General features: G+C 57.8%; 21 protein-coding genes and 1 pseudogene. 12 read left to right on the top strand and 10 right to left on the bottom strand.

From position 1 onward, the window contains the following. Window positions 1-184 precede the first annotated feature (184 nt). On the bottom strand, window positions 185-1,885 hold the full coding sequence (locus NL64_RS16295; protein WP_034149091.1) for an aspartate:alanine exchanger family transporter: 1,701 nt from the start codon (window positions 1,883-1,885) through the stop codon (window positions 185-187). Window positions 1,886-2,185: 300 nt separating this feature from the next. Between NL64_RS16295 and speF the strand changes: the two genes are divergently transcribed. The 5 genes from speF to cax all read left to right on the top strand — a co-directional run bounded on the left by speF (window position 2,186) and on the right by cax (window position 10,525). Continuing rightward, complete coding sequence (speF, locus tag NL64_RS16290; protein WP_034149090.1) at window positions 2,186-4,369, top strand: ornithine decarboxylase SpeF; 2,184 nt, start codon at window positions 2,186-2,188, stop codon at window positions 4,367-4,369. A 34-nt stretch (window positions 4,370-4,403) separates the two neighbouring features. Further along, on the top strand, window positions 4,404-6,704 hold the full coding sequence (locus NL64_RS16285) for an Orn/Lys/Arg decarboxylase N-terminal domain-containing protein (RefSeq protein WP_052321255.1): 2,301 nt from the start codon (window positions 4,404-4,406) through the stop codon (window positions 6,702-6,704). A 77-nt stretch (window positions 6,705-6,781) separates the two neighbouring features. After that, on the top strand, window positions 6,782-8,122 hold the full coding sequence (gene potE / locus NL64_RS16280) for a putrescine-ornithine antiporter (protein WP_034149089.1): 1,341 nt from the start codon (window positions 6,782-6,784) through the stop codon (window positions 8,120-8,122). A 48-nt stretch (window positions 8,123-8,170) separates the two neighbouring features. Continuing rightward, the gene (locus tag NL64_RS16275) at window positions 8,171-9,076 is read left to right on the top strand and encodes an amino acid ABC transporter substrate-binding protein (RefSeq protein ID WP_034149088.1); all 906 of its coding nucleotides are present in this window, start codon (window positions 8,171-8,173) and stop codon (window positions 9,074-9,076) included. Window positions 9,077-9,451: 375 nt separating this feature from the next. Further along, on the top strand, window positions 9,452-10,525 hold the full coding sequence (gene cax, locus NL64_RS16270) for a calcium/proton exchanger (RefSeq protein WP_034149087.1): 1,074 nt from the start codon (window positions 9,452-9,454) through the stop codon (window positions 10,523-10,525). Between the two features lie 185 nt (window positions 10,526-10,710). Here cax and NL64_RS16265 read toward each other — a convergent pair whose 3' ends face one another. After that, window positions 10,711-10,920 carry a hypothetical protein gene (locus NL64_RS16265; RefSeq protein WP_034149086.1) on the bottom strand — a complete coding sequence of 70 codons (210 nt, stop codon included), beginning with the start codon at window positions 10,918-10,920 and terminating at the stop codon, window positions 10,711-10,713. A gap of 457 nt (window positions 10,921-11,377) precedes the next feature. On the opposite strand from NL64_RS16265, the gene NL64_RS16260 reads away from it, so the two are divergent. Next, window positions 11,378-11,707, top strand: a complete 330-nt coding sequence (locus tag NL64_RS16260) for an antibiotic biosynthesis monooxygenase family protein (RefSeq protein ID WP_034149085.1) — start codon at window positions 11,378-11,380, stop codon at window positions 11,705-11,707. Between the two features lie 127 nt (window positions 11,708-11,834). After that, the gene (locus NL64_RS16255; protein WP_034149084.1) at window positions 11,835-12,455 is read left to right on the top strand and encodes a tyrosine-type recombinase/integrase; all 621 of its coding nucleotides are present in this window, start codon (window positions 11,835-11,837) and stop codon (window positions 12,453-12,455) included. A 118-nt stretch (window positions 12,456-12,573) separates the two neighbouring features. Here the strand turns inward: NL64_RS16255 and NL64_RS30590 are convergent, their stop codons facing one another. Next, entirely contained in the window at window positions 12,574-12,792 is a 219-nt protein-coding gene (locus tag NL64_RS30590; RefSeq protein ID WP_034149083.1) for a hypothetical protein, read from the bottom strand. 182 nt (window positions 12,793-12,974) lie between these two features. After that, on the bottom strand, window positions 12,975-13,790 hold the full coding sequence (dapF, locus tag NL64_RS29665) for a diaminopimelate epimerase (RefSeq protein WP_080757999.1): 816 nt from the start codon (window positions 13,788-13,790) through the stop codon (window positions 12,975-12,977). Between the two features lie 235 nt (window positions 13,791-14,025). Here dapF and NL64_RS16245 point away from each other — a divergent pair. From NL64_RS16245 to NL64_RS16235, 3 genes and pseudogenes are all read left to right on the top strand, one after another. After that, a pseudogene (locus NL64_RS16245) lies at window positions 14,026-14,244 on the top strand (hypothetical protein); the annotation flags it as partial. A 559-nt stretch (window positions 14,245-14,803) separates the two neighbouring features. After that, window positions 14,804-15,805, top strand: coding sequence for an AAA family ATPase (locus NL64_RS16240; RefSeq protein WP_034149234.1), 1,002 nt, complete (start codon window positions 14,804-14,806; stop codon window positions 15,803-15,805). 172 nt (window positions 15,806-15,977) lie between these two features. Further along, the gene (locus NL64_RS16235) at window positions 15,978-17,309 is read left to right on the top strand and encodes a DUF58 domain-containing protein (protein ID WP_034149082.1); all 1,332 of its coding nucleotides are present in this window, start codon (window positions 15,978-15,980) and stop codon (window positions 17,307-17,309) included. Window positions 17,310-17,366: 57 nt separating this feature from the next. On the opposite strand, the gene NL64_RS16230 is transcribed toward NL64_RS16235, so the two are convergent. Both NL64_RS16230 and NL64_RS16225 read right to left on the bottom strand, forming a co-directional pair. Continuing rightward, the gene (locus tag NL64_RS16230; protein WP_034149081.1) at window positions 17,367-17,726 is read right to left on the bottom strand and encodes a PilZ domain-containing protein; all 360 of its coding nucleotides are present in this window, start codon (window positions 17,724-17,726) and stop codon (window positions 17,367-17,369) included. A gap of 245 nt (window positions 17,727-17,971) precedes the next feature. Further along, window positions 17,972-18,346, bottom strand: a complete 375-nt coding sequence (locus NL64_RS16225) for a tetratricopeptide repeat protein (protein WP_034149080.1) — start codon at window positions 18,344-18,346, stop codon at window positions 17,972-17,974. 171 nt (window positions 18,347-18,517) lie between these two features. On the opposite strand from NL64_RS16225, the gene pyk reads away from it, so the two are divergent. Then, window positions 18,518-19,969 carry a pyruvate kinase gene (gene pyk, locus NL64_RS16220; RefSeq protein WP_034149079.1) on the top strand — a complete coding sequence of 484 codons (1,452 nt, stop codon included), beginning with the start codon at window positions 18,518-18,520 and terminating at the stop codon, window positions 19,967-19,969. Window positions 19,970-20,025: 56 nt separating this feature from the next. On the opposite strand, the gene NL64_RS30155 is transcribed toward pyk, so the two are convergent. The 4 genes from NL64_RS30155 to NL64_RS16205 form a co-directional block, all read right to left on the bottom strand. Beyond that, window positions 20,026-20,304, bottom strand: a complete 279-nt coding sequence (locus tag NL64_RS30155; protein ID WP_155292762.1) for a hypothetical protein — start codon at window positions 20,302-20,304, stop codon at window positions 20,026-20,028. Window positions 20,305-20,599: 295 nt separating this feature from the next. Then, the gene (locus NL64_RS16215; RefSeq protein ID WP_034149078.1) at window positions 20,600-21,349 is read right to left on the bottom strand and encodes an enoyl-CoA hydratase; all 750 of its coding nucleotides are present in this window, start codon (window positions 21,347-21,349) and stop codon (window positions 20,600-20,602) included. Between the two features lie 145 nt (window positions 21,350-21,494). Beyond that, on the bottom strand, window positions 21,495-22,430 hold the full coding sequence (locus NL64_RS16210; protein ID WP_034149077.1) for an iron-sulfur-binding ferredoxin reductase: 936 nt from the start codon (window positions 22,428-22,430) through the stop codon (window positions 21,495-21,497). Next, window positions 22,423-23,529, bottom strand: a complete 1,107-nt coding sequence (locus tag NL64_RS16205; RefSeq protein ID WP_034149076.1) for a GGDEF domain-containing protein — start codon at window positions 23,527-23,529, stop codon at window positions 22,423-22,425. Before NL64_RS16205 ends, NL64_RS16210 begins: the two co-directional genes overlap by 8 nt. A 488-nt stretch (window positions 23,530-24,017) precedes the next feature. Here NL64_RS16205 and NL64_RS16200 point away from each other — a divergent pair, with 488 nt between their 5' ends. Continuing rightward, the gene (locus NL64_RS16200; protein ID WP_034149075.1) at window positions 24,018-25,541 is read left to right on the top strand and encodes a fumarate hydratase; all 1,524 of its coding nucleotides are present in this window, start codon (window positions 24,018-24,020) and stop codon (window positions 25,539-25,541) included. The last annotated feature ends 235 nt before the right edge of the window (window positions 25,542-25,776 follow it).

Genomic DNA, 25,776 nt, shown 5'->3' with positions numbered 1-25,776 from the left:
CCGACCTGTGCGTGTCGGTGACAAACAGGTTGTCGTTTCCAGGCATCCTTCCCACAACTGATACCGGCCATTGACAGCATCCTTGAAGGGCGGCTTTGGGTCGGTTTCTGCCTCTGACTAGATGTAGAGGACGGCCACAAGTGGACGGTTGTATGAATGCGTAACCCTTGCTTACTGGTTAGCGTCAATCTGCTAGGACCATGGCGAAGTAACCGAAGATCGTCAGAAGAATTCCCGAGACTGCAAACGCCACCGGAAAACCGACCCACGGAACGTTGCTGCCAATTTCCGTCGCGGCCTCAAGGCACGGACCGGAATGACTGCGGGCGCCGGCCATGCCCCCCATCAGCACCGCCGGATTGATTTTCATCAAGTGATAACCAATCACCCAGACGGCGAAAGGCGGCAGCATGCAGGCGAGGAAGCCCACCAGAAATATCTGTATGGCGAGCGTACCCGTCAGCTGGGCCAAAAGGGTGGCCCCGGCATTGATCCCGACAATCGCAACGAACACCAGCAGACCCATATCTTCCAGGATGTTGCGCGCCGCGTTCGGTGTATTGCCAAAGAAGCGCAGGCGCGAGGAAAGCGACGAGACGATGATCCCCGACACCATCAAGCCGCCAGCACTGCCCAGGCCGACTGACGCGCCGAACGCGGGGAACTGGATCAAGCCGATCAGCAGCCCCAAGGTCATTCCGGCAAACAGCGTTAATAGATCGGTCATGCTGCTCGGCCGGGCGATTACGCCAAACAGCTCGCCTGCACGCTGCACGGCGCTGGACAGCCCGGTGACGAACAACACGTCGCGTCGTTGCAAAGTAGTCTCCGGCCCAGCAGGTAGTGGTACGCCGCCGCGCTGGATGCGCGTCAATTGCAGCTGCCCGGCCAAGTCCAATCCGCGAAATTCCTTGAGCTTCTTGCCGATGACGGCTTTCTCGGTCACCAGGATCTCCGCGTGGTCGAGTGCTACGGCGAGCGCCTTTGCGTGATCGACTTCCGGACCGATCAGACCGATGTTGGTGGTCAGACCCGTACGTGTACCGCCAAGGGTAATTACATCCCCCGCCAGTAGCTGGATTGCAGGATCAGCCCCAATCGATTCATCGTTGCGATGTACGTCAACGATTCGATATTCCGGGAATCGAGCGATGAATTCGCGGACGCTAAGGCCTACGGTTGCACTGTTTTCCAGACGATAAGCACGCAACCCGAAAACCTTGTTAGCCGTGAGTCCATCGCCCTCGACATCATGAACGCCATGCTGCTCCTCGTAGCAGCGGGCGGCGGCCTTCGCATCGACACCCCACCAGCGCGGCATGTATTTACACATCAGGACGATGCCGATCGTTCCCCAGATGTAAGTAATGCCATAGGACAGGGTAATCATCGCTGACACCCCTTTGACAGTGTCGCCCGGTGCAAGATTGACGGCACCTGAGGCGACAGCCTGTTCGGCCGAGCCGATGGCAGACGACATGGTCGTGGCGCCAGCAAGGATTCCGCCCGCCGCGCCTGTTGGCAAATTCAGAAGGCGAACCCCCAATACCACCACGGCCAGACTGAGCAGGCTGCAAATGACGGCAAGGAAGGTGAACTTGAGCCCATCATCCTTAAGGCTATTTAGAAAAGAGGGACCGACCCGCAGCCCAACCCCGTACATGAACAAGTAGTAGAAGAAGTTCATGGTAAACGCGTCGAGCTTGAGCGTGATGCCATAGAGGGATGCGGCAATGGCAACTCCACAGCCCACCACTATGGCGCCGCCAACGGTGCCCAACCCATAGCCCTTGATGGTGAAGCGGCCGATCAGCACCGCCAGGCTGACTACCAGGAACAGCAACATGTAGGGATTGGCATTGAGAAACGTGAAGAGTGCCTGCACGGGTGATTCCCCTCTCGCTACGTTGACGCCTGGATATCAGGAAAAGCCTCAGGCAGTAGCGTAGCGTGTGAATCTGTTCCGGTTGCTTAGCGATGAAAGTTCTAAAAACCACAATAGTCCGACTGCTTTTGCTAGAGCCCCTCAAGACTCCGTAGGCCCGGAAAAAAGCTCCCCAAAAAATATCAAACTAAAAAAATGAACTATACCCAATGAGGAAAAACGTTCCCGACCCCGGACAGTAGTGCCTCTGAAGAGACTTGCCCAGGAACTTCGACGTCATGAAATCGAGAGAGTCTGGTTATGAATGCTTTGAAAATCGCTGCCAGCGAAGCGACGCGAGATTGTTTCCGTACCGCTCGTGAAGTCGTTCCCCTCGAACAGACCGACTTTACCGATGTCGCCGTCGCCGTTCTTTCAGTGGATGATTTGGCAGCAGGGGCGTTGGATTCCATCAAGCGAACCGGCTTCGACATCCCGATTTTTCTAGTTGCATCGCAAGGCCGCGGCAATCGCTCCTTAGAAGTCTACAAGCAGCTACAAGATGTCATTCTGCAGGTCAACGGTGTGTTTGACCTCTCCAGCTACAATGCCGAGTACTACGGTAACCAAATAGAAACGGCCGCCAAGGCTTACGAAGAAAACTTGTTGCCGCCCTTCTTCGATGCCCTCAAGCACTACACCGAGGCCGCCAATGCGACCTTCGCCTGCCCCGGTCACCAGGGCGGTCAATTCTTTCGCAAGCACCCCGCCGGCCGCCAATTCTTCGATTTTTTTGGCGAAACTCTGTTCCGCGCCGACATGTGCAACGCCGACGTCAAACTGGGTGACTTATTGATCCACGAAGGCCCGGCGCTGCTTGCGCAAAAGCATGCCGCCAAGGTGTTCAACGCCGACAAGACTTACTTCGTGCTCAACGGCACATCGGCCTCGAACAAGGTGGTCACCAACGCTCTACTGACGCCTGGCGACCTGGTGTTGTTCGACCGCAACAACCATAAATCCAATCACCAGGGTGCATTGCTCCAGGCCGGCGCCACGCCGGTGTACCTGGAAACCGCGCGCAACCCCTACGGCTTCATCGGCGGCATCGACGCCCATTGCTTTGAAGAAGACTACCTGCGTGAGCTGATCAAGGAAGTCGCCCCGGACAAGGCTGAGTTACCACGCCCATTTCGCCTGGCAATCATCCAGTTGGGCACTTATGACGGCACCATCTACAACGCTCGCCAGGTGGTCGACCGCATCGGCAAACTGTGCGACTACATCCTGTTCGACTCAGCGTGGGTGGGCTACGAACAGTTCATCCCGATGATGAAGGATTGCTCGCCGATGCTGCTGGACCTGGGCGAAGACGCCCCGGGAATCTTCGTCACGCAATCGGTGCACAAACAGCAGGCCGGCTTCTCCCAGGCCTCGCAGATCCACAAGAAGGACCGCCACATCAAGGGCCAGCCGCGCTACTGCAATCACGCGCGGTTGAACAACGCCTTCATGGCCCAGGCCTCCACCAGCCCGTTCTACCCGCTGTTCGCCTCGCTGGATGTGAATGCGCGCATCCACGCCGGTCGCAGTGGCTTGCGCCTGTGGGAAGACTGCGTGAAGTTCGGCATCAACGCACGCAAGCTGATCTTGGAGGCCTGCACCCTGGTCCGCCCATTCGTGCCGGAAACCATCGACGGGCGCCCATGGCAGGACCACCCCACCGACGCCATCGCCAGCGACCTGCGTTTCTTCGAATTCCACCCCAAGGATCGCTGGCACGCCTTTCCCGGCTATGCCGACAAGCAATACTTCATCGACCCCTGCAAGCTGCTGTTCACCACCCCAGGCATCGACCCGATTGACGGCAGCTACACCGACTTCGGCATCCACGCCGGCATCCTGGCCAACTTCCTGCGCCAGAACGGCATCGTGCCGGAAAAGTGTGACCTCAACTCGATCCTGTTCCTGCTCACGCCCGCAGAAGACTGGGCGAAGATGGCTCATCTTGCCGCGCAACTGGCGCGCTTCGAGCAGTTCATCAGCGATGACGCGCCCATGAGCCGGGTGCTGCCGGCAATCTACACGCGGTACGAAGACCGCTACCGCAACTACAGCATCCGCCAGCTCTGCCAGGAAATGCACGACCTGTACCGCAGCCATAACGTGCAGCAACTGCAGAAGGACATGTTTCGCAAGGAACACTTCCCGAGAAAAGCCATGAACCCCCAGCAAGCGCAGATCGAATACATCCGCGGCAATGTCGAGTTGGTCGCGCTGGCCGATGCCGACGGTCGTATTGCTGCCGAAGGCGCTCTGCCCTATCCACCCGGTGTGTTGTGCGTGGTGCCGGGGGAAATCTGGGGTGGCGCGGTGCTGAAATATTTCCTGGCACTGGAAGAAGGCATCAATGCGTTGCCCGGGTTCACGCCGGAACTTCAAGGTGTGTACCTGAAAGAAGAAGGTGGCCGTATTCGCGCTTATGGATACGTACTCAAGGCCTGATGCTGCACCCAAATCATTGCTCAAGGATATCCGCATGAGTCACTCGCAAACTCGATTACCAACGGATTTGGCGCAGCGTTTCCCAGTGCTAATCGTGGCCAACACCCAGGAACATACTGACAGCATCATTCTGCGCAGCGTCGAGGCAATAGCTGCTGCTCTGCATGAACATGATTTGGAAGTGGAGCTAGCCGGGTCGCTGGAAGAAGCTGAAATCGCCGTCAGCGCCAACTCGGCCTACTGTTGCGCGATCATCGGCTGGGGCCTTTGCGAAACCAACCAGGACTTGGCGCTGCAGTTGATCCAGCTGATCCGTCGGCGCACGGCACAGCTGCCAATCATGCTCGGCATGAGCCGGGCGCATCAGAGCCAGGTACCGCTGGCCTTCGTGGAGAACATCGACGGTTTCATCTGGCAGCCTGAAGATAGCCCGGAGTTTATCGCCGGGCGCATCGAAGCCGCCTCCCGCCGTTATCTGAACAGTATCTTGCCGCCGTTTTTCGGCGCGCTGGTAAACTTCGCCGGTACCCATGAGTATTCTTGGCACACCCCGGGCCACACCGGCGGAACTGCTTTCATGAAGACTGCTGTAGGTCGTGCATTTATCGACTTTTATGGCGAGCAGATGCTGCGCTCGGATCTGAGCGTTTCGGTCGGCGAGCTGGGTTCGCTCAACGACCATTCCGGCCCGATCGATGAAGCGGAAAAATATGCCGCACGGGTGTTTGGCGCCGACTTCACCTTCTTTTCCGTGGGCGGCAGCTCAGCAAGCAACGAGATCGTCCTGCACTCGGCGGTGACCGATGGTGATGCCGTGCTGGTGGACCGTAACTGCCACAAATCGTTGAACTATGCCTTGAACATGTCCGGCGCGGTGCCGCTGTACTTGCGTCCACGGCGCAACGCACGCGGCCTGATCGGGCCGGTACCACGCACCGAGCTGACCCCCGCCGCCATTGCGCAGAAACTCACCGAAAGCCCGTTGGCGACCAACAAGTCTGCCAAACCAGTGTTGGCAGTGCTGACCAACTCGACCTATGACGGCCTGTGCTACAACGTGCAGACGACTACCCGCGAACTGAGCCAAAGCGTCGATCGTATCCACTACGATGAAGCTTGGTACGCCTATGCCCGTTTCAACCCATTGTATGAGGGGCGCTACGGCATGCACCGCGGTGAGCGGCATGACGACGACGCCACCGTCACCGTTACCCACTCCACACATAAACTGTTGGCTGCGCTATCCCAGGCCTCGATGATCCATATTCGTTCGGGCAAGGTGCCGGTCAAACCGGCCTTGTTCAACGAAGCCTTCATGATGCACACCTCGACTTCGCCACAGTACAGCATCATCGCCTCGACCGACGTCTCGGCGAAAATGATGAACGATGCCGGTGGTTACCTCACTGATGAATCCATCGGCGAAGCCATCGCCTTTCGCCAGGCTATGGTGCGCCTGAACAAGGAAATACTGCAGCGCAACGCCAATGATTGGTGGTTCGGCGTCTGGCAACCGGACGTAGTAAACGGTGTTCCCTTTGTCGACGTCGATCCCGAAATCCTTCGCCAAGGCGACGCCTGGGTGCTCAAACCTGAGGCCACCTGGCACGGCTTCGGCGACCTGGGCAGCGACTACTGCATGCTCGACCCGATAAAGGTCACCGTGCTAACTCCGGGGCAAACCCTAGAAGGCCAGATGGAGAACAGCGGCATTCCAGCGCCGCTGGTTTCGTCCTTCCTCTCCAGTCGCGGCATTGTGGTGGAAAAGACCGAGCCCTACTCGATCCTGCTGTTGTTCAGTCTGGGCGTGACCAAAGGAAAATGGGGCTCGCTGGTGGCCGGTCTGATGGAGTTCAAAAAACACTACGACGGAAACTCGCCCCTCGAACAGGTGATGCCCGACTTGGTCGATAGCCACAGCGACCGGTACAGCGGGATGGGCCTCAAAGACCTGGCGCAAGAGATGCACCAGGAAATGCTTGCCACGAAAATGCTGCACAACATGGATGCTGCCTACACCGTATTGCCCGACCCGGTGTCTTCGCCAAGGGATACCTACGCCAAGTTGGTCAGGGGCGAAATCGAGCAAATAGCCGTAAACGATATGCAGGGGCGTACCGTTGCCGTGCAGGTCGTCCCGTATCCACCAGGCATTCCTCTGATGATGCCTGGCGAGAAAGCCGGTGCCGACAAAAAAGCCATTGTTGACTACCTACTGGCGATGGAAGCTTTCGATGGCCGCTTTCCCGGCTTCGAACACGATAACCATGGTGTCGAGATCGAACGCGATAGCCAAGGGCGCCCCATCTACAAAGTCTATGTAGTCAAACAGTAAGGATTTCCCTCTTAGCCGGTAGCTGGCTACACATCACCGGGACAGGGTCAAACTTTGAATAGGGCAAGGAGTAGGCGATGGCTGATTCAAGCAAAAAAATGGGCCTGATGGGGCTCACCACGCTGGTCACGGTCAACATGATGGGGTCAGGCATCATTATGCTGCCCACCAACATGGCCCAACTGGGTGCAGTCTCGTTGTTATCATGGATTTTTACAGCGATCGGCTCGATGGCCATTGCCTATTGTTTCGCCCAGTGCGGGGTGTTCTGCTCGCGCTCCGGCGGCTTGTCCGCGTACACCGAAGAAGCCCATGCGAAGTCGGGCTTCTTCCTCTGCTCGTACCTGTACTTTCTGTCCCTAGCGATCGCCAACGTCGCGGTCGCGATCTCGGCGGTCGGCTACCTCAGTGCTTTTGTGCCCTGGCTGAGCACGGGTGCTATTCCGTTATTCGTCGGCACGGTCGGGCTGATCTGGATCACCATCATTGCCAACTTCGGTGGCCCGAGCATCACTGGCAAGATCGGCGCGTTTACTGTGTGGGGTGTGATCATTCCGGTGGCGGGCCTGAGCATCATCGGCTGGTTCTGGTTCGACTCCAAAGTGCTGGAAGCCGCGTGGAACCCCAACAATCTGGCCATCTCCGAAGCCATTGGTAAGGCCATCCCCCTTACCCTGTGGGCCTTCCTCGGTATGGAGTCGGCGGCTCAGGCCACCGATGCAGTGGAAAACCCCAAGCGCAACGTCCCGCTTGCCTGCTTGTTCGGCACCTTGGGCGCAGCCGCGGTTTATGTGCTGTCGACCACGGTTATCCAAGGCATCATTCCCAACGCTGAGCTGGCCAATTCCTCGGCACCTTTCGCGCTGGTCTACGCCAAAATATTCAACCCTATGGTAGGTAACATCGTCATGGCCCTGGCGGTCATGGCCTGCGTCGGCTCGCTGCTGGGCTGGCAGTTCACCCTGGCCCAAACCGCCAAGATGACTGCTGACCAGAACCTGTTCCTCAAACTGTTCAGCAAGGTCAACGCCAGCAATGCGCCCGTCATCGGCATGATCGTCTGCGGTGTGTTGCAGACCGTCATGGCCGTGTCGACTATCTCGCCCGATGCCGCTGCGCAGTTCAGCAAACTGGTGAGCCTGGCGGCAGTGACCAACCTGATCCCTTACATCACAGCGCTGACCGGCTTGCTGGTGATCATGCACAAGGCCCAGGTGAGTCCTGGCGTGTACACACGCAACCTGGTGGTTTTACTGATTGCGGTGGCTTACTCGTTGTATGCCCTGTTTGCCTGCGGCAAGGATGCGGTGATGGGCGGCACACTGGTGCTTGCCTTTGGTTACCTGCTCTACGGCTTCCTCGCCAAGCGTTTCGTCGACGTACCGCCCGCCGCTCAAGCCAGGACCGGCAATGTTTAGGCATGGCAATCACGACTGCACAGACCTCTGTACACGGGGAAACCGGACATGAACGTACCATTCGAAAAAACCACTCGCCTGCTGCTCGCCCTGGTGTTCACCGCGCTGCCGATCGTGGCGAGTGCCAACACCCTGGAGCGCGTACGCACCAGCAATACTTTCACTCTGGGTTATGTCCCGGACCTGTCGCCCTTCAGCGTGCAGCAAGGCGATAAAGCCAGCGGCTATGGCATCGACCTGTGCCTGAAGATCGCCGACAAACTCAAGACTGAACTCAACCTGCCCAACCTGCAGGTGCGTTACCAGCCCGTGACGGTTTCCGAAGAAACCAGCGCGGTGAAACTGGGCACGGTCGACATCCTGTGCACGCCGACCCCGCCCACCCTCGAACGGCGCAAGACCATCAGCTACTCGATTCCGGTGTATACCGCCGGCCTCTCCGTACTGGTACGCAAGGATGCCGCCGAACCTTTGCTCAACGCACTCAACGGCAGGGAGGCCAACCCCGGCCCGACCTGGCGCGCTACGATCAACCGAGGCCTGTCCAACCAGACCTACGCCACCATCGAGGGCGGCGTGACCGAGGACTGGATTCGCGAACGGATGCGCATGCTCGGCGTGATCGCTTCCCTGGTGACCGTCGCCAACACCGACGAAGGCGCCAAACTGGTGGCAGCACGCAAGGCTGATGCTTTCTTCGCCGAGCGCATGCTGCTGAAAAACCAGGTCGCCAAAGGCGATGCCAACAACGACCTGATGGTCCTGGACCGCATCTTCGAGTACACCCCGGTGGCGATGATCGTCGAGCGTGGAGACGAAGATTTCCGCCTCCTGGTCGACATGGCCCTGAGCGAGGCATATCGCTCAGGCGCCATCGAGCAGGGTTACGACAAGTACCTAGGCGGGATCAACGAGACGATGAAAAAACTGTTCCGGGCCTACGCATTACCCTAACGTCATCGTTAATTGCAGACCGACTACAACCAACCCAACTAGACCCGGCTACCTTGGAAAGAGGCTTGGAAGAATCCACAAACTGGTCTTTTCTCCAATGGGTACTATTGGATCACAGCTACCTAACCCTTCCATCTACCTGACATACCCCGGCAAGCCGGGGTATGTCGGTTACGACAGTCATCCTCCGCAATGAGTTGTGGATTCAACCGGTCGACGCCACAGATCGGCTGAATGGTGGGTGGTTGCTCCATTTTTAAGTCAACTCCTGTTTTCTTGGCCGCCTGGTTTTTAGACGAGACAAGGAGTGCAGACCATTCTTGCGAGACCTACGATTCCCTTAGGTGGCTGCGTATCAACGCGAGGAAGACACAAATGCTCAACTGGATGCTTGTCTTCGTTCCCATTGCAATTGTCTTGGAATATGTCACTGCGGACCTCCACTTGGCGGTCTTCCTGATGGCAGCATTAGCCATCGTACCGCTTGCGGGCTGGCTGGGACGTGCTACCGAACAATTGGCGGAACGCTCCGGAGAGGGCGTGGGCGGGTTGCTCAATGCAACTTTCGGCAACGCCACAGAGCTGATCATTGGCCTGAGCGCATTGCGCGCGGGTCTCCACGACGTGGTGAAGGCATCCATCGTCGGATCTATCGTCGGCAACATCCTGCTGGTGCTGGGCCTCGCCATGCTGGCTGGCGGGCTCCGTCACCGCGAACAGCAGTACAACATTTCGGGCGCTCGCTCCCAGGCTACCCTGCTGACCCTGGCCACCATCGCCCTCATTCTGCCGGCCGCCTACAACGCCGTCATCACGCCCCGAAACCCGCAAGGCCTACAGTCATTGAGCCTGTACATCTCGCTGATTTTGCTGTTGGTATACGGTCTGTTCCTGGTGTATTCGCTGATTACTCACAAAAGCCTGTTTTCCGGTACCGCCAGCAGCGAGCAGAGCCCGGATCAGCCGCCGCCCTGGTCAACGGGGAAGGCTGTGTCGGTGCTTGGAGTGGCCACCATGCTAATCGCCTGGATCAGCGAGATCCTGGTGGGCGCCATCGAGCCAAGTGCACACCAGCTCGGCCTCAGCAACCTCTTTGTCGGTGTGTTCGTTGTGGCAATCCTTGGCAATGCGGCCGAGCATGCCTCGGCCGTCACGGCCGCCATGAAGAACCGCATGGACCTGGCACTGTCGATCGCCATCGGCTCAAGCGTCCAGGTGGCCCTGTTGGTCGCTCCAATTCTGGTACTAGCCAGCCTTTTCATTGGGCCCTTGCCCATGGGCCTGGCTTTTTCCGGCGGTTTGGTATTGAGCGTCCTATTAGCGGTGCTGATCACCGGCCAGATAGCGGGCGATGGTCGTTCGGACTGGCTCAAGGGCGTGCAGCTGCTCGCCGTGTACCTGATCCTTGGCCTGGCCTTCTTCTTCACTCCTGACGCGCCCACCCAGTAGAGCAGCCAATGAGGAAAGCACTTTTCCGCCGCAACTAACTATAGAAACCCTGTAATGCCGCGGGGTTGTGTCTTATCAACACGGCGTTGCAAATCATCTGACCAATCAGGCCGAAGCAGTTATTGGTGGCGTGAGCAGTCTCGGTATTAATAGGTGTTTTGTGCGATGGCATCTGGCTGATCGAGTCATTCTGGGGTCATCAACACGGCAAGCGTCAGCTTGATGAACTCTTCGTTTTTATCAATGGTGTCCAAGGCGCCGCGAACATTCTCAGCGACCTCCGCCCCGCCCCGCTGCTCGACCCAATTCGATAACTCCATGATGGCGGCTTCCAGGGCCAGCTGGTTTTCGTTGATCTTGAAAAGTAGGGAAGGAAGTAGGTCAGAATTGGGCATCGTGAATTATCCAAAGAGATTTCATCGTAGCAGCGAAGGAGCGATGGTGATCGGTCGCGGGTGCCTGGGAGCGTGGTTCAACTGACTCAGACAGTATTCTGGTCATGGATGCACTATAAGAACCTTAACAGCGATCCACGTCATTCCAGCGATGAAAAGCAGTGCCAATACAAGCGGGTAATCTAGTATTTCGATTTCCATTTCAACAGTTCCTTCTGTGGATGACCTGTATTGCTCAGCGTAGCACTGACAGAAAAAGCGAAGCCCCGAAGGTTCGCGACTTCAGGGCTTCTATTTTCGCCTCCATCCCTTAATGATTGGCGAACGTGGTGGCGAGATTACCAGCGATGTGCCAGCAATTCACTACTGCGAATTAGCCAACCCAGCTAGCATAGGTTTGAGGCATACCCTGGCACGGTCAGTGCAATAAGTAAACGCCGCGAAAGGAGCAAAGCCTATGTACTCTTCAACGTTCATCTTTGCCAAAAAACAGTTTGATGAAGCCTTTCACCGACTGGACCAGGAAATTGCTGCTATCGCAAAGTCGATCCCCGGTTACCTTGGCGAAGAGGCTTGGGAGAATTCACAGACTGGTCTCTTCTCCAATGTGTACTACTGGAGCTCTCTCGAAGCCCTTCAGAAATTGGTTGAGCATCCCCGTCACCTTGAGGCAAAGGCGGCTCAGGAAAATTGGCTTGCCGGTTATCAAGTCATCATTTCTGAGGTCATCAAAATCTATGGCGACTCCAAGCTTGGCGAGAAATGGCCAATTGCAACAGCTACCTAACCCTTCCATCGAGCGGCTGCAATGGGTCGATTTATGCCTTTGCTGACAGGCAGCTATGGGTCTGATAGCCACCACCAGCCATTGTGACTGATCCACCCTTGTCTTCCCTGAACGTGGAGGACGAGCCATGAACACTGTTGCTAGATACCGCCATCAGCCTTGGAACAAGGGAAAGCTTGTCGGTCAGAAAGCCCCGCTCCGAGTCAGAGATATCTGGGCTATCCGCGTAAGACTTCAGCTGGCTGAGAAGACGCGTGATTTGGCGCTGTTCAACTTGGCCATCGATAGCAAGCTGCGTGCCTGTGACTTAACCAAATTGCGAGTCCGAGACATTGCCCATGGGGAGCATGTATCGTCACGGGCCATCGTGATGCAGCAGAAAACTCAACACCCAGTGCAATTTGAAATTACTGAACAGACCCGAACGGTTCTGGAAGCGTGGATGCGCCAGGCGCGTCTCCGGAGTGAGGATTTCTTGTTCCCGAGCCGGTTGCACGCTTCAGAGCATTTATCCACCAGGCAATACGCTCGAATAGTCAAAGCGTGGGTGACAACCATTGGCCTTGACCCAACCATGTATGGTACTCACACGCTACGGAGAACCAAGGCTTCGTTGATCTATCGTAGGACGAAGAACCTGAGAGCGGTTCAACTCCTGCTTGGTCATACGAAGCTTGAAAGCACTGTTAGGTACTTGGGAATCGAAGTCGATGATGCTTTGGAAATGGCGGAGCAGACGGAGGTCTGACCATTCACTGCGACGGTCGTGCCAGACCGTCGCTATCCGTCCCTCTACCAGTCAATTGTGTCTACAAAGTCAGGTGGCCATTCAAATCAGAGGGCAGTCCTGGACCTCACTGAGTGATCTAAGATTGGCGTACCCTCATAATGGAATCTGTGATGGCTTGAGCATTTGTGTCCAGCGTTTCCATTGCGGATATCGCATTAGCGGCGACACTGCCTACCCCATTTTCTGACAGCCACTTGGTTATTTCTTCTATCGCTGCACATAGGGCGTGCTGGTTGTGGAGGAGCAATGTCAGAGCGTCCGCTGTGGCGATCTTGCAATCTGAGTTATCGGGCATGACGGTCGTCCTTGAGTAATGGTGCCGGAAGCCTAGCTCATCGCGCCGTTGCCTTTCCCAGATCTACCCACCTATTTGGATTCGACTTGACAGTCCTTTGGACCGAATTTGACCTGTACGTCCCTAGGCTATGACCGGCAGAGGTCGACCCATTGCAGCCCTTAATGCTGGCCTGTCTAAAATCAAACTTTCAACACAGTATCCATGATTGTTCCGGAATAAATCGTCTCCACCGGCCCGGTGAGAAAGACCGGTCCCACGCCATCCCATTGAACCGTCACAGCTCCGCCGTCACATTCAACCTCAACGCAACTGTCTAACAAGCCACGACGAATTCCATTAACGGCGGCGCCACAAGAGCAGGAGCCTGAACCCAACGGAATACCCCCACCGCGCTCCCAAATACGCAACCGAATGCGCGCTCGGTCAATGATCCGGACGAAATGCACGTTCGTCCTCAGGGGAAACAAGGGGTTGGTTTCAATTGCTGGTCCAATCGTCGCTATTTCAACGGCTGTCAGGTCATCCACAAAGTAGGTGCAGTGCGGATTTCCCATGCTGCATGCTGTTGGTGCACCGGCAAGTGGCAACACTGATGTATCCATTTCAAGAGCCAGAGGAATATCCGACCAGTTGAAAAGCGGCTTTCCCATATTGACGGAAATAGCGCCGGTTGAAGTACGTTCGCAAGTCAGTAGGCGACGGTTGGTTCGCAGTGCTACCGAAGTCATATTGGATTCGCGCATCAGCATATCTGCCGCCCCACGCGTTGCGCTGCCGCAAGCGTCCAGCGGTGAGCCATCCGCATTCCAGAACACCAAACGCGCATCTGCATCATCGCAATCGAGCATCACAGCGAGTTGATTGAAGCCGATTCCTCGGTTGCGATCTCCCATTCTCCGAGCCAAATTGCTTGTGATTGGATTGGGTGAGTTTCGCGAGTCCACGATAACGAAATCATCGCCATTGGCGTGCATTTTATGAAAGCTCAGCGGCATAAATAGACCTGGCGACTAGACATGATGAGTTGAGGTTTTGAAGCGATCTATCCCGACTCGCGTGACATTAGCAAGCTGTGTGGAAGCTAATGAGGCAAATAAGTCTGGCAGACTGGACCATTGTTGTGTTTGATTCGCAAGCGGCAGCTAATGGCCGCTATCTGCCCGTCATGGTGTCCAACCTCATTTCAAGGCATGGAAGTGTCTACGAAATCGTGGGCGATTCAGCGTGCATCAGTTGCGCACCCTACAAGCACACTGGGGCTATGGCACTGATCATGATGGGGAGCGCTATGAAGTTCACCTGTGTGAGGACTGCTTCTTCCAAACGCTGGCTTACCTCAAGCAGGAGCGGCGAACTCAAAATTTGTTCAACAAGGATTACTGGGACCTCACCGAAAATCTCGGTCTGGTCGCGAAGGGTATTTACTTTGGTGACGCTGGAATTCGATAGATAGTTTCCGTAAATCGCAAACGGTCGGACGCAATGTAGCATTTACCCAGAGCGCTTGGAGTGTTACGGCGCAGTGGAGATAGTGCTCGATAGCTCGGAGATGCGTGTTACCTGAGGCGAGAGGCAAATAAAGCGCAGCAGCAAGGTAAAGAATTCTTTCCTTTAAGTGCAAAAAACGACCATAAAGACAACATTTCTTTACTTACGGATAATGTCGGATTGCAGCCCGTCGTGAAGGGCTGTATCCGTTGCGACAGGATCAACTCGTTCAAACCCCAGCGCCCCATGTCGAATTCATGGACGAAAGCTCGACCACTCAGACCTGATTTTCTTCGGTGACGTAATCGATTCTGAGTTCGCATCTCCTCTGACCGTCATGGACTAACCTCCACCTCTGACGAACGACCAAATGATGGGATGCCAAGGGTTCGCAATGATGCAAATTGGCAGTCTCTCCCTCGTCCCACTCGTTCAAAAAACGTGAAAAAAATTAGATTAGGTAAGTGACTGATTTATGGAAGATAAATCCAATGTAACTGTTAGCAAGGCTCCGGAAGTCGTGATCGAACCGACCGAGCCCGGTACACAGGAACACGACGCCCGGCAACGCGAGCGAGCCAGCCAATTGGCCCAAGCGATTCGTGCCGAGTTGCAAAAAGCCGTGATCGGTCAGCACGGCGTGATCGACGACGTTTTGACAGCCCTGATTGCCGGTGGCCACGTGTTACTCGAGGGCGTACCGGGACTGGGTAAAACCTTGCTGGTGAGGGCATTGGCGCGCTGCTTCGGTGGCGACTTTGCCCGCATCCAGTTCACCCCGGACCTGATGCCCAGCGACGTCACGGGGCATGCCGTTTACGACTTGCAGACCGAACAATTCAACCTGCGAAAAGGTCCGCTGTTCACCAATCTGTTGCTGGCCGACGAGATCAACCGCGCCCCGGCGAAAACCCAGGCGGCGCTGCTCGAAGCCATGCAGGAGCGACAAGTCACCCTCGAAGGTCGCGCCCTGCCCATCGCGCAGCCTTTCATGGTGCTCGCCACGCAAAACCCCATCGAACAGGAAGGCACTTATCCGCTGCCGGAAGCCGAACTGGATCGCTTCATGCTCAAGGTGCGCATGGACTACCCCGACGCCGAGCAAGAGCTGGACATGGTGCGTCAGGTCAGCCGCTCGACCCGCGCCGACATGCTCGACGTGCAGCCGCTGCGCACCGTGTTGCAGGCCAAGGACGTGCTGGCCTTGCAGCGCATTGCCAGTGATTTGCCGCTGGATGACCAGGTGCTCGATTACGCCGTGCGCCTCGCGCGCACCACCCGCAGCTGGCCGGGCCTGATTCTCGGCGCCGGCCCACGGGCGTCCATCGCGCTGGTGCGATGTGCCCGGGCCCGTGCGCTGCTGCGCGGTGGAGAGTTCGTGATCCCGGATGACATCAAGGGCTGCGCGCTGGCGGTGCTGCGACATCGCGTGCGCATCGCGCCGGAGCTGGATATCGAAGGGCTGGAGGTGGATCAAGTACTGCGGCAACTACTCGATCAAGTGCCGGCGCCGCGGTTGTGAACCCATTCATGTCGAGTACAAACCCTGTGGCGAGGGAGCTTGCTCCCGCTCGGCTGCGCAGCAGTCGTGAACCCGGTGGTTGCGTTCTACCGGACAAACCGCGTCGTCTAATTTTGGGGCTGCTGCGCACCCCAGCGGGAGCAAGCTCCCTCGCCATAACAGGTGCGCACCGATGAAACCGACGCGCCTGCTGCTGATCTGGCTTGCGGTGCTGCTGGGTATCGGCATCGCTCTGGGCACGCTGCGCGCGTTGGAGTTGGCGGTTCCGTCAAGCCTGTCATCGATCAATTGGGGACTGTTAATGGCCCTCCTGGCGCTGATGCTGCTTGATGCGATCCGCGTCAAACGCCTGCCATCTCCCCATGTACGAAGACATCTGCCCGGCAGCCTGGCACTGGGTCGCTGGAGTGAAGTTCGACTGGAGCTCGAACACGATTTCCACCAGCCGCTCCACATCAAACTTTTCGATCATGTACCGAACGGCCTGAGCTTCGAAAACCTGCCGCTGTCAGTGCAATTGCAACCCGGCCAGCGCAGCCTGGTCGGCTATCGCCTGCGCCCGCTCATACGCGGTCACTTCAGCTTCGAATGTTGTGAACTCAACCTGCCAGGCCCCATGGGTTTGTGGACCGACAAGCGCCTGCTCAACGTAACGGACAACACCCGCGTCTATCCGGACTTCGCCCACCTCTACGGCGGCCAGCTATTGGCTGTGGATAACTGGCTCAGCCAACTCGGAGTGCGCCAACGCCAGCGGCGTGGGCAAGGGCTGGAGTTTCATCAATTGCGTGAGTTTCGCGAAGGCGACAGCTTGCGCCAAATCGACTGGAAGGCTACCGCACGCCAGCGCACGCCGATTGCTCGGGAGTATCAGGACGAGCGCGATCAGCAGATCATCTTCATGCTCGACTGCGGCAGACGCATGCGCAGTCAGGACGGAGAACTGGCGCATTTCGATCACGCGTTGAACGCTTGCCTCTTACTCAGTTATGTCGCCCTGCGCCAAGGTGATGCGGTGGGCTTCAGCACCTTTGCCAGCGATCAACCGCGCTACCTCGCCCCGGTCAAAGGCACCGGGCAGATCAACGTGCTGCTCAACACTGTCTATGACTTGAACAGCAGCCAACGCAGCGCCGACTATCAAGCCGCTATCACCCAATTGCTGTCCCGGCAAAAACGTCGGGCGCTGGTGGTGCTGGTGACCAATCTGCGGGATGAAGACGATGAGGAATTGCTGACGGCTGTTAAACGCCTAGGCAAGCAGCATCGAGTACTGGTGGCGAGTCTGCGTGAAGACGTGCTCGACAATCTGTACGAAACGCCCGTGCAGACCTTGCCCGAGGCTCTGGCCTATTGCGGTACGGTGAGCTACCTGAATGCACGGGCTGAACTCCATGAACGATTGAGCGCGCATGGCGTGCCGGTGCTGGATGCGCGGCCCGGGGAGCTGGGCACGCAACTGGTGACGCAGTACTTGAGCTGGAAACGTAGTGGTGGTGCGTAGGATCAAAAGATCGCAGCCTGCAGCAGCTCCTACAGATACACCGCGATCTTTTGCGTTTCAGGCCGAAGCCGGCAATGTCTGAAAACTGAAGTATTGCTTCAGCGCCTCCACCAGTTGCCCATACTCCGGAGGCGCCCGTTGCAGGCTGAACCCGGCGTCATAGTGGTGAGGGGTTGCGTCTTCATGGCACCACAGGCAACACGCCCGCAAATCGATGATCTGCTGACACCCGTCACTGGCGGGGATTTTCAGACGCAACTCGAAATCGGCACCGATCATCATCGGCAACTGACTGATAAGCATCAGGCCGTCTTCGGAAACGTTGCCCAGATAGCCGATGGGTTTGTCGGTGATGCTGTTGAACACTTTCAGAAAATACGGCAGTTGATGCCGCTCGATCCGGCGGTCGGTAAACATGCTGAATTCGCTACGCTAGGCCCTTAAGCAGGACCGCACTAATGCTTCGGAACGGGCCTGCCTGTTGCTATTGAAAAGGGCATTGGCGCGCTCTCCCCGATCCTGGTGCGACAGTCCATGAACCGCTGCCGCTTACTTCTGCCGATCACAGGTGTTACCTCGGTTAAAGGCAAGGGCTCTAAAACCGGTTTATTCGACTATAGCTCACCGCCGCCGGTCGGCCAGCTGTCAGATGACGGCTGACATCAGAACTGCGTCGGACGCACGGCCGCCGCGCTGCGCAGCGGGTAGTGGCCCAGGCTCTGCAAGGTTTCGAGGCGGGCGCGGGCGCGGTAGGCGTATTCGCTTTGCGGATACGCGGCGAGGATGAACTGGTAAGTCTGCGCCGCATCGACGAACATTTTCTGACGTTCCAGGCACAGGCCGCGCATCATCGACACTTCCGGCCACACGTAAGGCCGCGCCCGACTTTCGCGCTCGACCTTGGACAGCTCGAGCGATACCTGCTCGCAATTGCCCCGGTCATAGGCTTTGTAGGCGTTATTCAAATGATGGTTCATCGACCAACGGGTGCAGCCCGTGACGCTGAGGAAAAGGGCGGCAATGAGCACGAATCGCATGGGGAATCTCCTGTCTTGATCGCTGTATCGACCCGTCGGCGGAAATCTTCAGGCTGTGTGGCGCAAAGTTGTAAGGTTCAATAAAGAAAGCAATAAGTAGTGCATTCGAACAATGACTACAACTTCGGACCATAGTAGCCTCACTCAGCGCTTGAACTCAGGAGTCTTTGCATGTCCGTCCGTCGTACCAAAATCGTCGCTACCCTAGGCCCGGCCAGTAACTCGCCGGAAGTTCTCGAACAGCTGATTCTGGCTGGCCTGGACGTCGCCCGCCTGAACTTCTCCCACGGCACCCCCGACGAGCACAAGGCTCGCGCGAAGCTGGTGCGTGACCTGGCTGCCAAGCACGGTCGCTTCGTCGCCCTGCTGGGTGACCTGCAAGGCCCGAAAATCCGTATCGCCAAATTCGCCAACAAGAAGATCGAGCTGAAGATCGGTGATCAATTCACCTTCTCCACCAGCCATCCTCTGACTGAAGGCAACCAGCAAGTGGTCGGCATCGACTACCCGGACCTGGTCAAGGACTGCGGCGTGGGCGACGAGCTGCTGCTCGATGACGGCCGCGTGGTGATGCGCGTCGACACCGCCACTGCTACCGAACTGAATTGCACCGTGACCATCGGCGGTCCGCTGTCCGACCACAAAGGCATCAACCGTCGCGGTGGCGGCCTGACCGCTCCGGCCCTGACTGAAAAAGACAAGGCCGACATCAAGCTCGCTGCGGAAATGGAAGTCGACTACCTCGCCGTGTCCTTCCCGCGTGACGCCGCCGACATGGAATACGCCCGTCAACTGCGCGACGAAGCCGGCGGCACTGCTTGGCTGGTAGCGAAGATCGAACGCGCCGAAGCCGTGGCCGATGACGATACACTCGATGGCCTGATCAAGGCGTCCGACGCCGTGATGGTGGCCCGTGGTGACCTGGGTGTGGAAATCGGTGACGCCGAGCTGGTGGGCATTCAGAAGAAAATCATTCTGCACGCACGCCGCCACAACAAGGCTGTGATCGTCGCGACCCAGATGATGGAGTCGATGATCCAGAACCCGATGCCGACCCGTGCCGAAGTGTCCGACGTGGCCAACGCCGTGCTCGACTACACCGACGCCGTGATGCTCTCGGCTGAATCGGCAGCTGGCCTGTACCCGCTGGAAGCAGTGCAAGCAATGGCGCGCATCTGCGTCGGCGCTGAAAAGCACCCGACCAGCAAGACTTCCAGCCACCGCATCGGCAAGGAATTCACCCGCTGCGACGAAAGCATTGCGCTGGCGACCATGTACACCGCCAACCACTTCCCGGGCGTGAAAGCGATCATCGCGTTGACCGAAAGCGGCTACACCCCGCTGATCATGTCACGCATCCGTTCCTCGGTGCCGATCTACGCGTTCACCCCGCACCGCGAAGCCCAGGCCCGCGCGGCGATGTTCCGTGGCGTGTACACCATCCCGTTCGATCCGGCTTCGCTGGCTCCGAACGAAGTCAGCCAGAAAGCGATCGACGAGCTGGTCAAGCGCGGCGTCGTGGAAAAAGGCGACTGGGTCATCCTGACCAAGGGCGACAGCTACCACACCACCGGCGGCACCAACGGCATGAAAATCCTGCACGTTGGCGACCCGATGGTCTGAGTGACCGGTTGCTGAAAAACAAAAGCCCCGCCATGTGAATGGCGGGGCTTTTTGCTTCAATGATTTGATGCAGTGAAAGTAACATCGGGGGATGGTTTCGATTTGTCATCGTCAGTCACATGCACTGCATGGAAGGTATGCTTTTTCGGCACCAGACTTCGAGCTGGCCGCCCTTTCCACAAACCATCACTACCGATTGTGCACTCAGTCAAACTCGACAATCCGTAAATCATCACTTTGGCACCCGGCGTGCATTTGATTTCGATGTCCGGATCTACAGTAGTTGTAGCTCCATCTCGAGGTTTCAAAATTGTTGGAATTTCTAACTCGCTCATTTGATAACACTCCTTGGCACGTAAAAATTAGCGAGTACAAAACTTAAGTCTTTACCCTTGCTGAGAACTAGCTGATAGAAATGACAGTTCCGACTAACGGTAGACTGGGCTCCTACCGTCGAGTTACATCAATGAATGAGTGACAGAGCGTTGAAAAACAAAAGCCCCGCCATGTGAATGACGGGGCTTTTTTGTTTTCAGGACCATGAAGATCAAAAGATCGCAGCCTGCGGCAGCTCCTACATGGACCGCGTGCCTCTGTAGGAGCTGCCGCAGGCTGCGATCTTTTCCGGGCTCAATGCCTGTTGATAAATCCTGCCAACGCCGCCATCGCTTCCGGCGAACGTAGACGCTGGGTGAACAACGCTCCCTCCTCTTCTATTACCTTGCGCAACAATTCGCGATCCGGCGCTTTCATTAATTGCTTGCTGACGCGCACCGCTTCCGGTGGCAGCGATTCGAAGCGCAGCGCCATTTCCTTCGCCCTTGCCAGCGTCTCTTCACCAGAGCCCAACGCTTCGCTCGCAATCCCCCACGCGGCCGCCTGTTCACCGTTGAAACCCTCTCCCAGCAGCAATAACTCCGCCGCTTTGGCCTGCCCGAGCAGGCGCGGCAAAATCAGGCTGGAACCGAACTCTGGGCACAACCCGAGGTTGACGAACGGCATGCGCAAGCGTGCGTCACGGCTGACATAGACCAAATCGCAATGCAGCAACATCGTCGTGCCAATGCCCACCGCTGCGCCTGTCACGGCGGCGATTACCGGTTTGCGGCATTCGAGCAAGTTGAGCATGAAGTGGAACACCGGACTGTCGAGGTTGCTCGGCGGTTGCTGGATGAAGTCGGCGATGTCGTTGCCGGCGGTAAAGCACTCACTGGAGCCCGTGATCAGCACCGCATTGATTTCCGGGTCTGTATCGGCCTGTTTCAGCGCTTCGGCCAGGTGACTGTACATGGCGCGGGTCAGGGCGTTTTTCTTGTCGGGACGATTGAGGCGCAGGGTCAGCAGGCCGCGTTCGCGTTCCAGCAGGATGGCTTCGGTCATGGTGTGTCTCAGCGGAGCGAGGCAGATGATTTCATTGTGGCGAGCGAACTTGCTCGCGCTGGGTTGCGCAGCGGCCCCAAAAAACAGTGAGCGCTACGCACTCAAGCGCGAGCAAGCTCCCTCGCCACAACAGTAGTTTCAGCACTCAACCGCGGGGCAGGAATACGTCGGCCAGCAGTTGATTGCGCGGCAATCCCGCCAGATACAGCCGCCGGGCAAAGGCGTCGACGCTGTCAGGCGCTCCGCAGAGTAAGGCCAGGGTTTGCCGGGAAACAAGCCGCAGTTGCGCCAAAGCCGCTGGCACCTCGGCCGCTGTCCACAGCTCGATGCTCAGGTTCGCACGGGTGGCGGCCATGGCTAGCAGGGGTTTGGCCAGATAATGCTCATCGGCATCATGAGCCAGGTGAATGACGCGGATGGCGCCTTGGTGATCCTGGCGCAACGCTTCACGCAGCACGCCAAACAACGGCCCCAACCCGGTACCGGAGGCCATCAGCCACAGCGGTCGGTTGTGCCAGTCCGGGTCGTAATGCAACGCCCCGCCACGCAGTTCACCGAGGCGGATCGGATCGCCAATCTTCAGTTGTCGCGCGGCGTCGCTGAACTGCCCTGGCTGGCGACAATCGAGATGAAACTCCAGGAAGCGATCGTCTTCCGGCAGGCTGGCGAGGGAATACGGCCGCGCTGTGTTGCCCGCCCACAACACCAGATGCTGGCCGGCGCTGTAGCGCAACGGCCGCTGCGGGGTCAGGCGCAGGCGCAAGACGCTCGCGCTGAGCCAATCAATGGCGGTCACTTCGGCAGGTCGACCGTCCTGTAGCGGATCGAAGGTGTGCACCTGCAAGTCTTCGACCACCTGACACTGACACGCCAGCCGCCAGCCTTGCTGGCGCTGCTCCGCACTCAAGGCATCGGGCCGGCTGTCGCTGGGCAGACCTTGCACACATTGCACCAGACACGCATGGCAACTGCCGGCGCGACAGCTGTAGGGCACCGCCACGCCGTTCTGATTCAGCGCGTCGAGCAAATTGCTGCCCTGCGCCACCGACCATTGGCGGTCGCCGACACGCAACTCAGGCATCGACGTTTTCCCACGCCGCCGCGCAACGGTTACGTCCGTCACGCTTGGCGCGATAGAGCGCCTGGTCGGCTCGTTGCAAGGCATCGTCGAGGTCATCGCCAAGCTCCAGCAAGGTCATGCCGGCGGAGAGGCTGAGGTTGCGCACGTTGAGGCCGATCAACTCGACGTCAGTAAACGCGATACGCAAACGCTCACAGCAGGAAGTCAGGCTCTCGGCATCGCAGTCGGGCAACAGCACCACAAACTCTTCGCCGCCATAGCGGGCCAGAACGTCACCCTCGCGCAGACAGGCCGAGGCGACGCCCGCAAAGGCTTGCAGCACCTGATCACCGGCCGCATGGCCGTGCATGTCGTTGATCCGTTTGAAGTGATCGAGATCGATCAGCGCCAGGCCATGCACGACGCCAGCGTCCATGGCGTTCAGCTCACGGGAGGCCAGGCGCAGGAAATGTCGGCGATTGAATAACCCGGTCAATTCGTCGGTGGCGACCAAATCTTCGAGCTGACGCATCATCCCGCGCAGCGTGTCCTGATGCGCTTGCAAGGCAAAACGCCGCTGACGCATGCGGTGACGCGAGGCCTGGACGTAACCGGCGTAGAGCACCAGCCAGATCAGGAGGATCAACAGCACGCACACTTGCAACGCCGCCAATGCCGGATTGGGCAACTGAAAGTGGTAGCCCTCCCACAGCGTGATCGCACTGAAACTGAAGAACACCAGCAAGGCGCAACGCAGAAATGCCCGTCGGGACAGGTGAAACAGCCCGAACAGCAGAATCAACAGGTAAAAAACCAGGAAAGCCCCGCGAGCATCTTCCAGATGCGCGATCAGCCAGGTTTGCCAGCCCAGCCCCAGCAACACTTGAACTTCGGTCAGGCTGGGGTCGGTGAAGCGCAGGTTATAGCCGGAATAAAAAACCGCGAACAACGCTGCCTGGCTGATGACCACCAGGGCACTGCCGATGGCGACGCCGGGAAGTGAGTCTTGATAATGACCGGTAAAAAACGCCAGCCACAGCAACAGCAACGCCAAGGCATAGGTGCCGGCCGCGAGGGCAAAACGTTTGAGCAACAGTCGCTGGATGGCGTTATGGGTCAATCGTTGACTCACCGAATGAAAGAGACTGACAGAGCGTCCTACTCTACAGGCCGTGCGCCACTTTAGTGGCGTGGCCGATAAATGACCATCCAATTTTCAGAGTAGATACCTCACACCACAACCATGTTCCTGTGTTGCGATAATCCTGTGGCGAGGGAGCTTGCTCCCGCTGGGCCGCGAAGCAGCCTTCCTGCATTCTTTCAGGAGAAACGTGTCGTCTGAATTACGCCTGCTGCGCAGCCGAGCGGGAGCAAGCTCCCCCGCCACAAATGTCATGCGTTTCGACTTGCCGCTTGCCACTGTCCGATATGCGACCAACGTTTGACTAGCGGCGCGTGTGCCCTTCAGCGAGGCGCGGTATACTGCCGCGCCTTTTTAGCGTCGCGCCAGCAGCCCCGGCGTGCCTTGAAAGGTGCTTGCAACCGACCGATGCACCCAAGCTGCAAGCACCTTATTGAATGTTCCCGTCTTTTAGAGGAGCGCGACTCATGACCGTGATCAAGCAAGACGACCTGATTCAGAGCGTTGCCGACGCCCTGCAGTTCATTTCTTATTACCACCCCGTGGATTTCATCCAGGCGATGCACGAGGCCTACCTGCGCGAAGAATCGCCGGCAGCCCGCGACTCCATTGCTCAGATTTTGATCAACTCGCGCATGTGCGCCACCGGCCACCGTCCGATCTGCCAGGACACCGGCATCGTCACCGTGTTTGTCCGCGTGGGCATGGACGTGCGTTGGGATGGCGCCACCATGGGCCTGGACGACATGATCAACGAAGGCGTTCGTCGCGCCTACAACCTGCCGGAAAACGTCCTGCGCGCTTCGATCCTCGCCGACCCGGCGGGCGCTCGCAAGAACACCAAGGACAACACCCCGGCCGTTATCCACTACTCCATCGTTCCGGGTAACACCGTGGAAGTGGACGTGGCGGCCAAGGGCGGCGGTTCCGAGAACAAGTCGAAAATGGCCATGCTCAACCCATCCGACTCGATCGTTGACTGGGTGCTGAAGACCGTTCCGACCATGGGCGCCGGCTGGTGCCCACCGGGCATGCTCGGCATTGGCATCGGCGGCACCGCCGAGAAAGCCGCGGTCATGGCCAAGGAAGTGTTGATGGAATCCATCGACATTCACGAGTTGAAGGCTCGTGGCCCGCAGAACCGCCTCGAAGAAATGCGCCTGGAGCTGTTCGAGAAGGTCAACCAGTTGGGCATCGGCGCCCAGGGCCTCGGTGGCCTGACCACCGTGCTTGACGTGAAGATCATGGATTACCCGACTCACGCCGCTTCGTTGCCGGTGTGCATGATCCCGAACTGCGCCGCCACCCGTCACGCTCACTTCGTGCTCGACGGTTCCGGCCCTGCCTCGCTGGAAGCACCGCCGCTGGACGCCTACCCGGAAATCGTCTGGGAAGCAGGTCCGTCGGCCCGCCGCGTCAACCTCGACACCCTGACTCCGGAAGAAGTGCAGAGCTGGAAGCCGGGCGAAACCGTCCTGCTCAACGGCAAAATGCTCACCGGTCGCGATGCTGCGCACAAGCGCATGGTCGAGATGCTGAACAAGGGTGAAACCCTGCCGGTAGACCTGAAAGGTCGCTTCATCTATTACGTCGGACCGGTTGATCCGGTGCGCGAAGAAGTGGTTGGCCCTGCCGGCCCGACCACCGCGACGCGGATGGACAAGTTCACCCGTCAAATCCTCGAGCAAACCGGCCTGCTGGGCATGATCGGCAAATCCGAGCGCGGTCCGACCGCGATCGAAGCGATCAAGGACCACAAAGCCGTGTACCTGATGGCAGTGGGCGGCGCGGCTTACCTGGTGGCACAAGCCATCAAGAAATCCCGCGTTGTCGCTTTCGCCGAACTGGGGATGGAAGCCATCTACGAGTTCGACGTGAAAGACATGCCTGTGACGGTTGCCGTCGACAGCAATGGCGAGTCGGTACACATCACCGGTCCTGCCATCTGGCAGAAAAAGATCAGTGAAAGCCTGGCGGTGGAAGTGCAGTAAGCGCTTCGACTGACCGAAAAAAGGCGACTGGGGTTTAGCCTCCGTCGCCTTTTTTATTGCCCACTCGTTCCCACTGTAGGAGCTGCCGCAGGCTGCGATCTTTTGACTTTGATTTTAAAAAAGCAAAATCAAAAGATCGCAGCCTGCGGCAGCTCCTACACGCGGACACATTGCTTTTATGGGATGGCACGGGAGCCCATGTTATGGTGCGCCCCCTCCGTACACATGTGTAATG

It is taken from the genome of Pseudomonas fluorescens (genome assembly GCF_000802965.1).
Taxonomy (GTDB): Bacteria; Pseudomonadota; Gammaproteobacteria; order Pseudomonadales; family Pseudomonadaceae; genus Aquipseudomonas; species Aquipseudomonas fluorescens_A.
The sequence above is the reverse complement of the archived record's forward strand: the minus strand, read 5'-3'. Positions and strand labels throughout refer to the sequence as shown.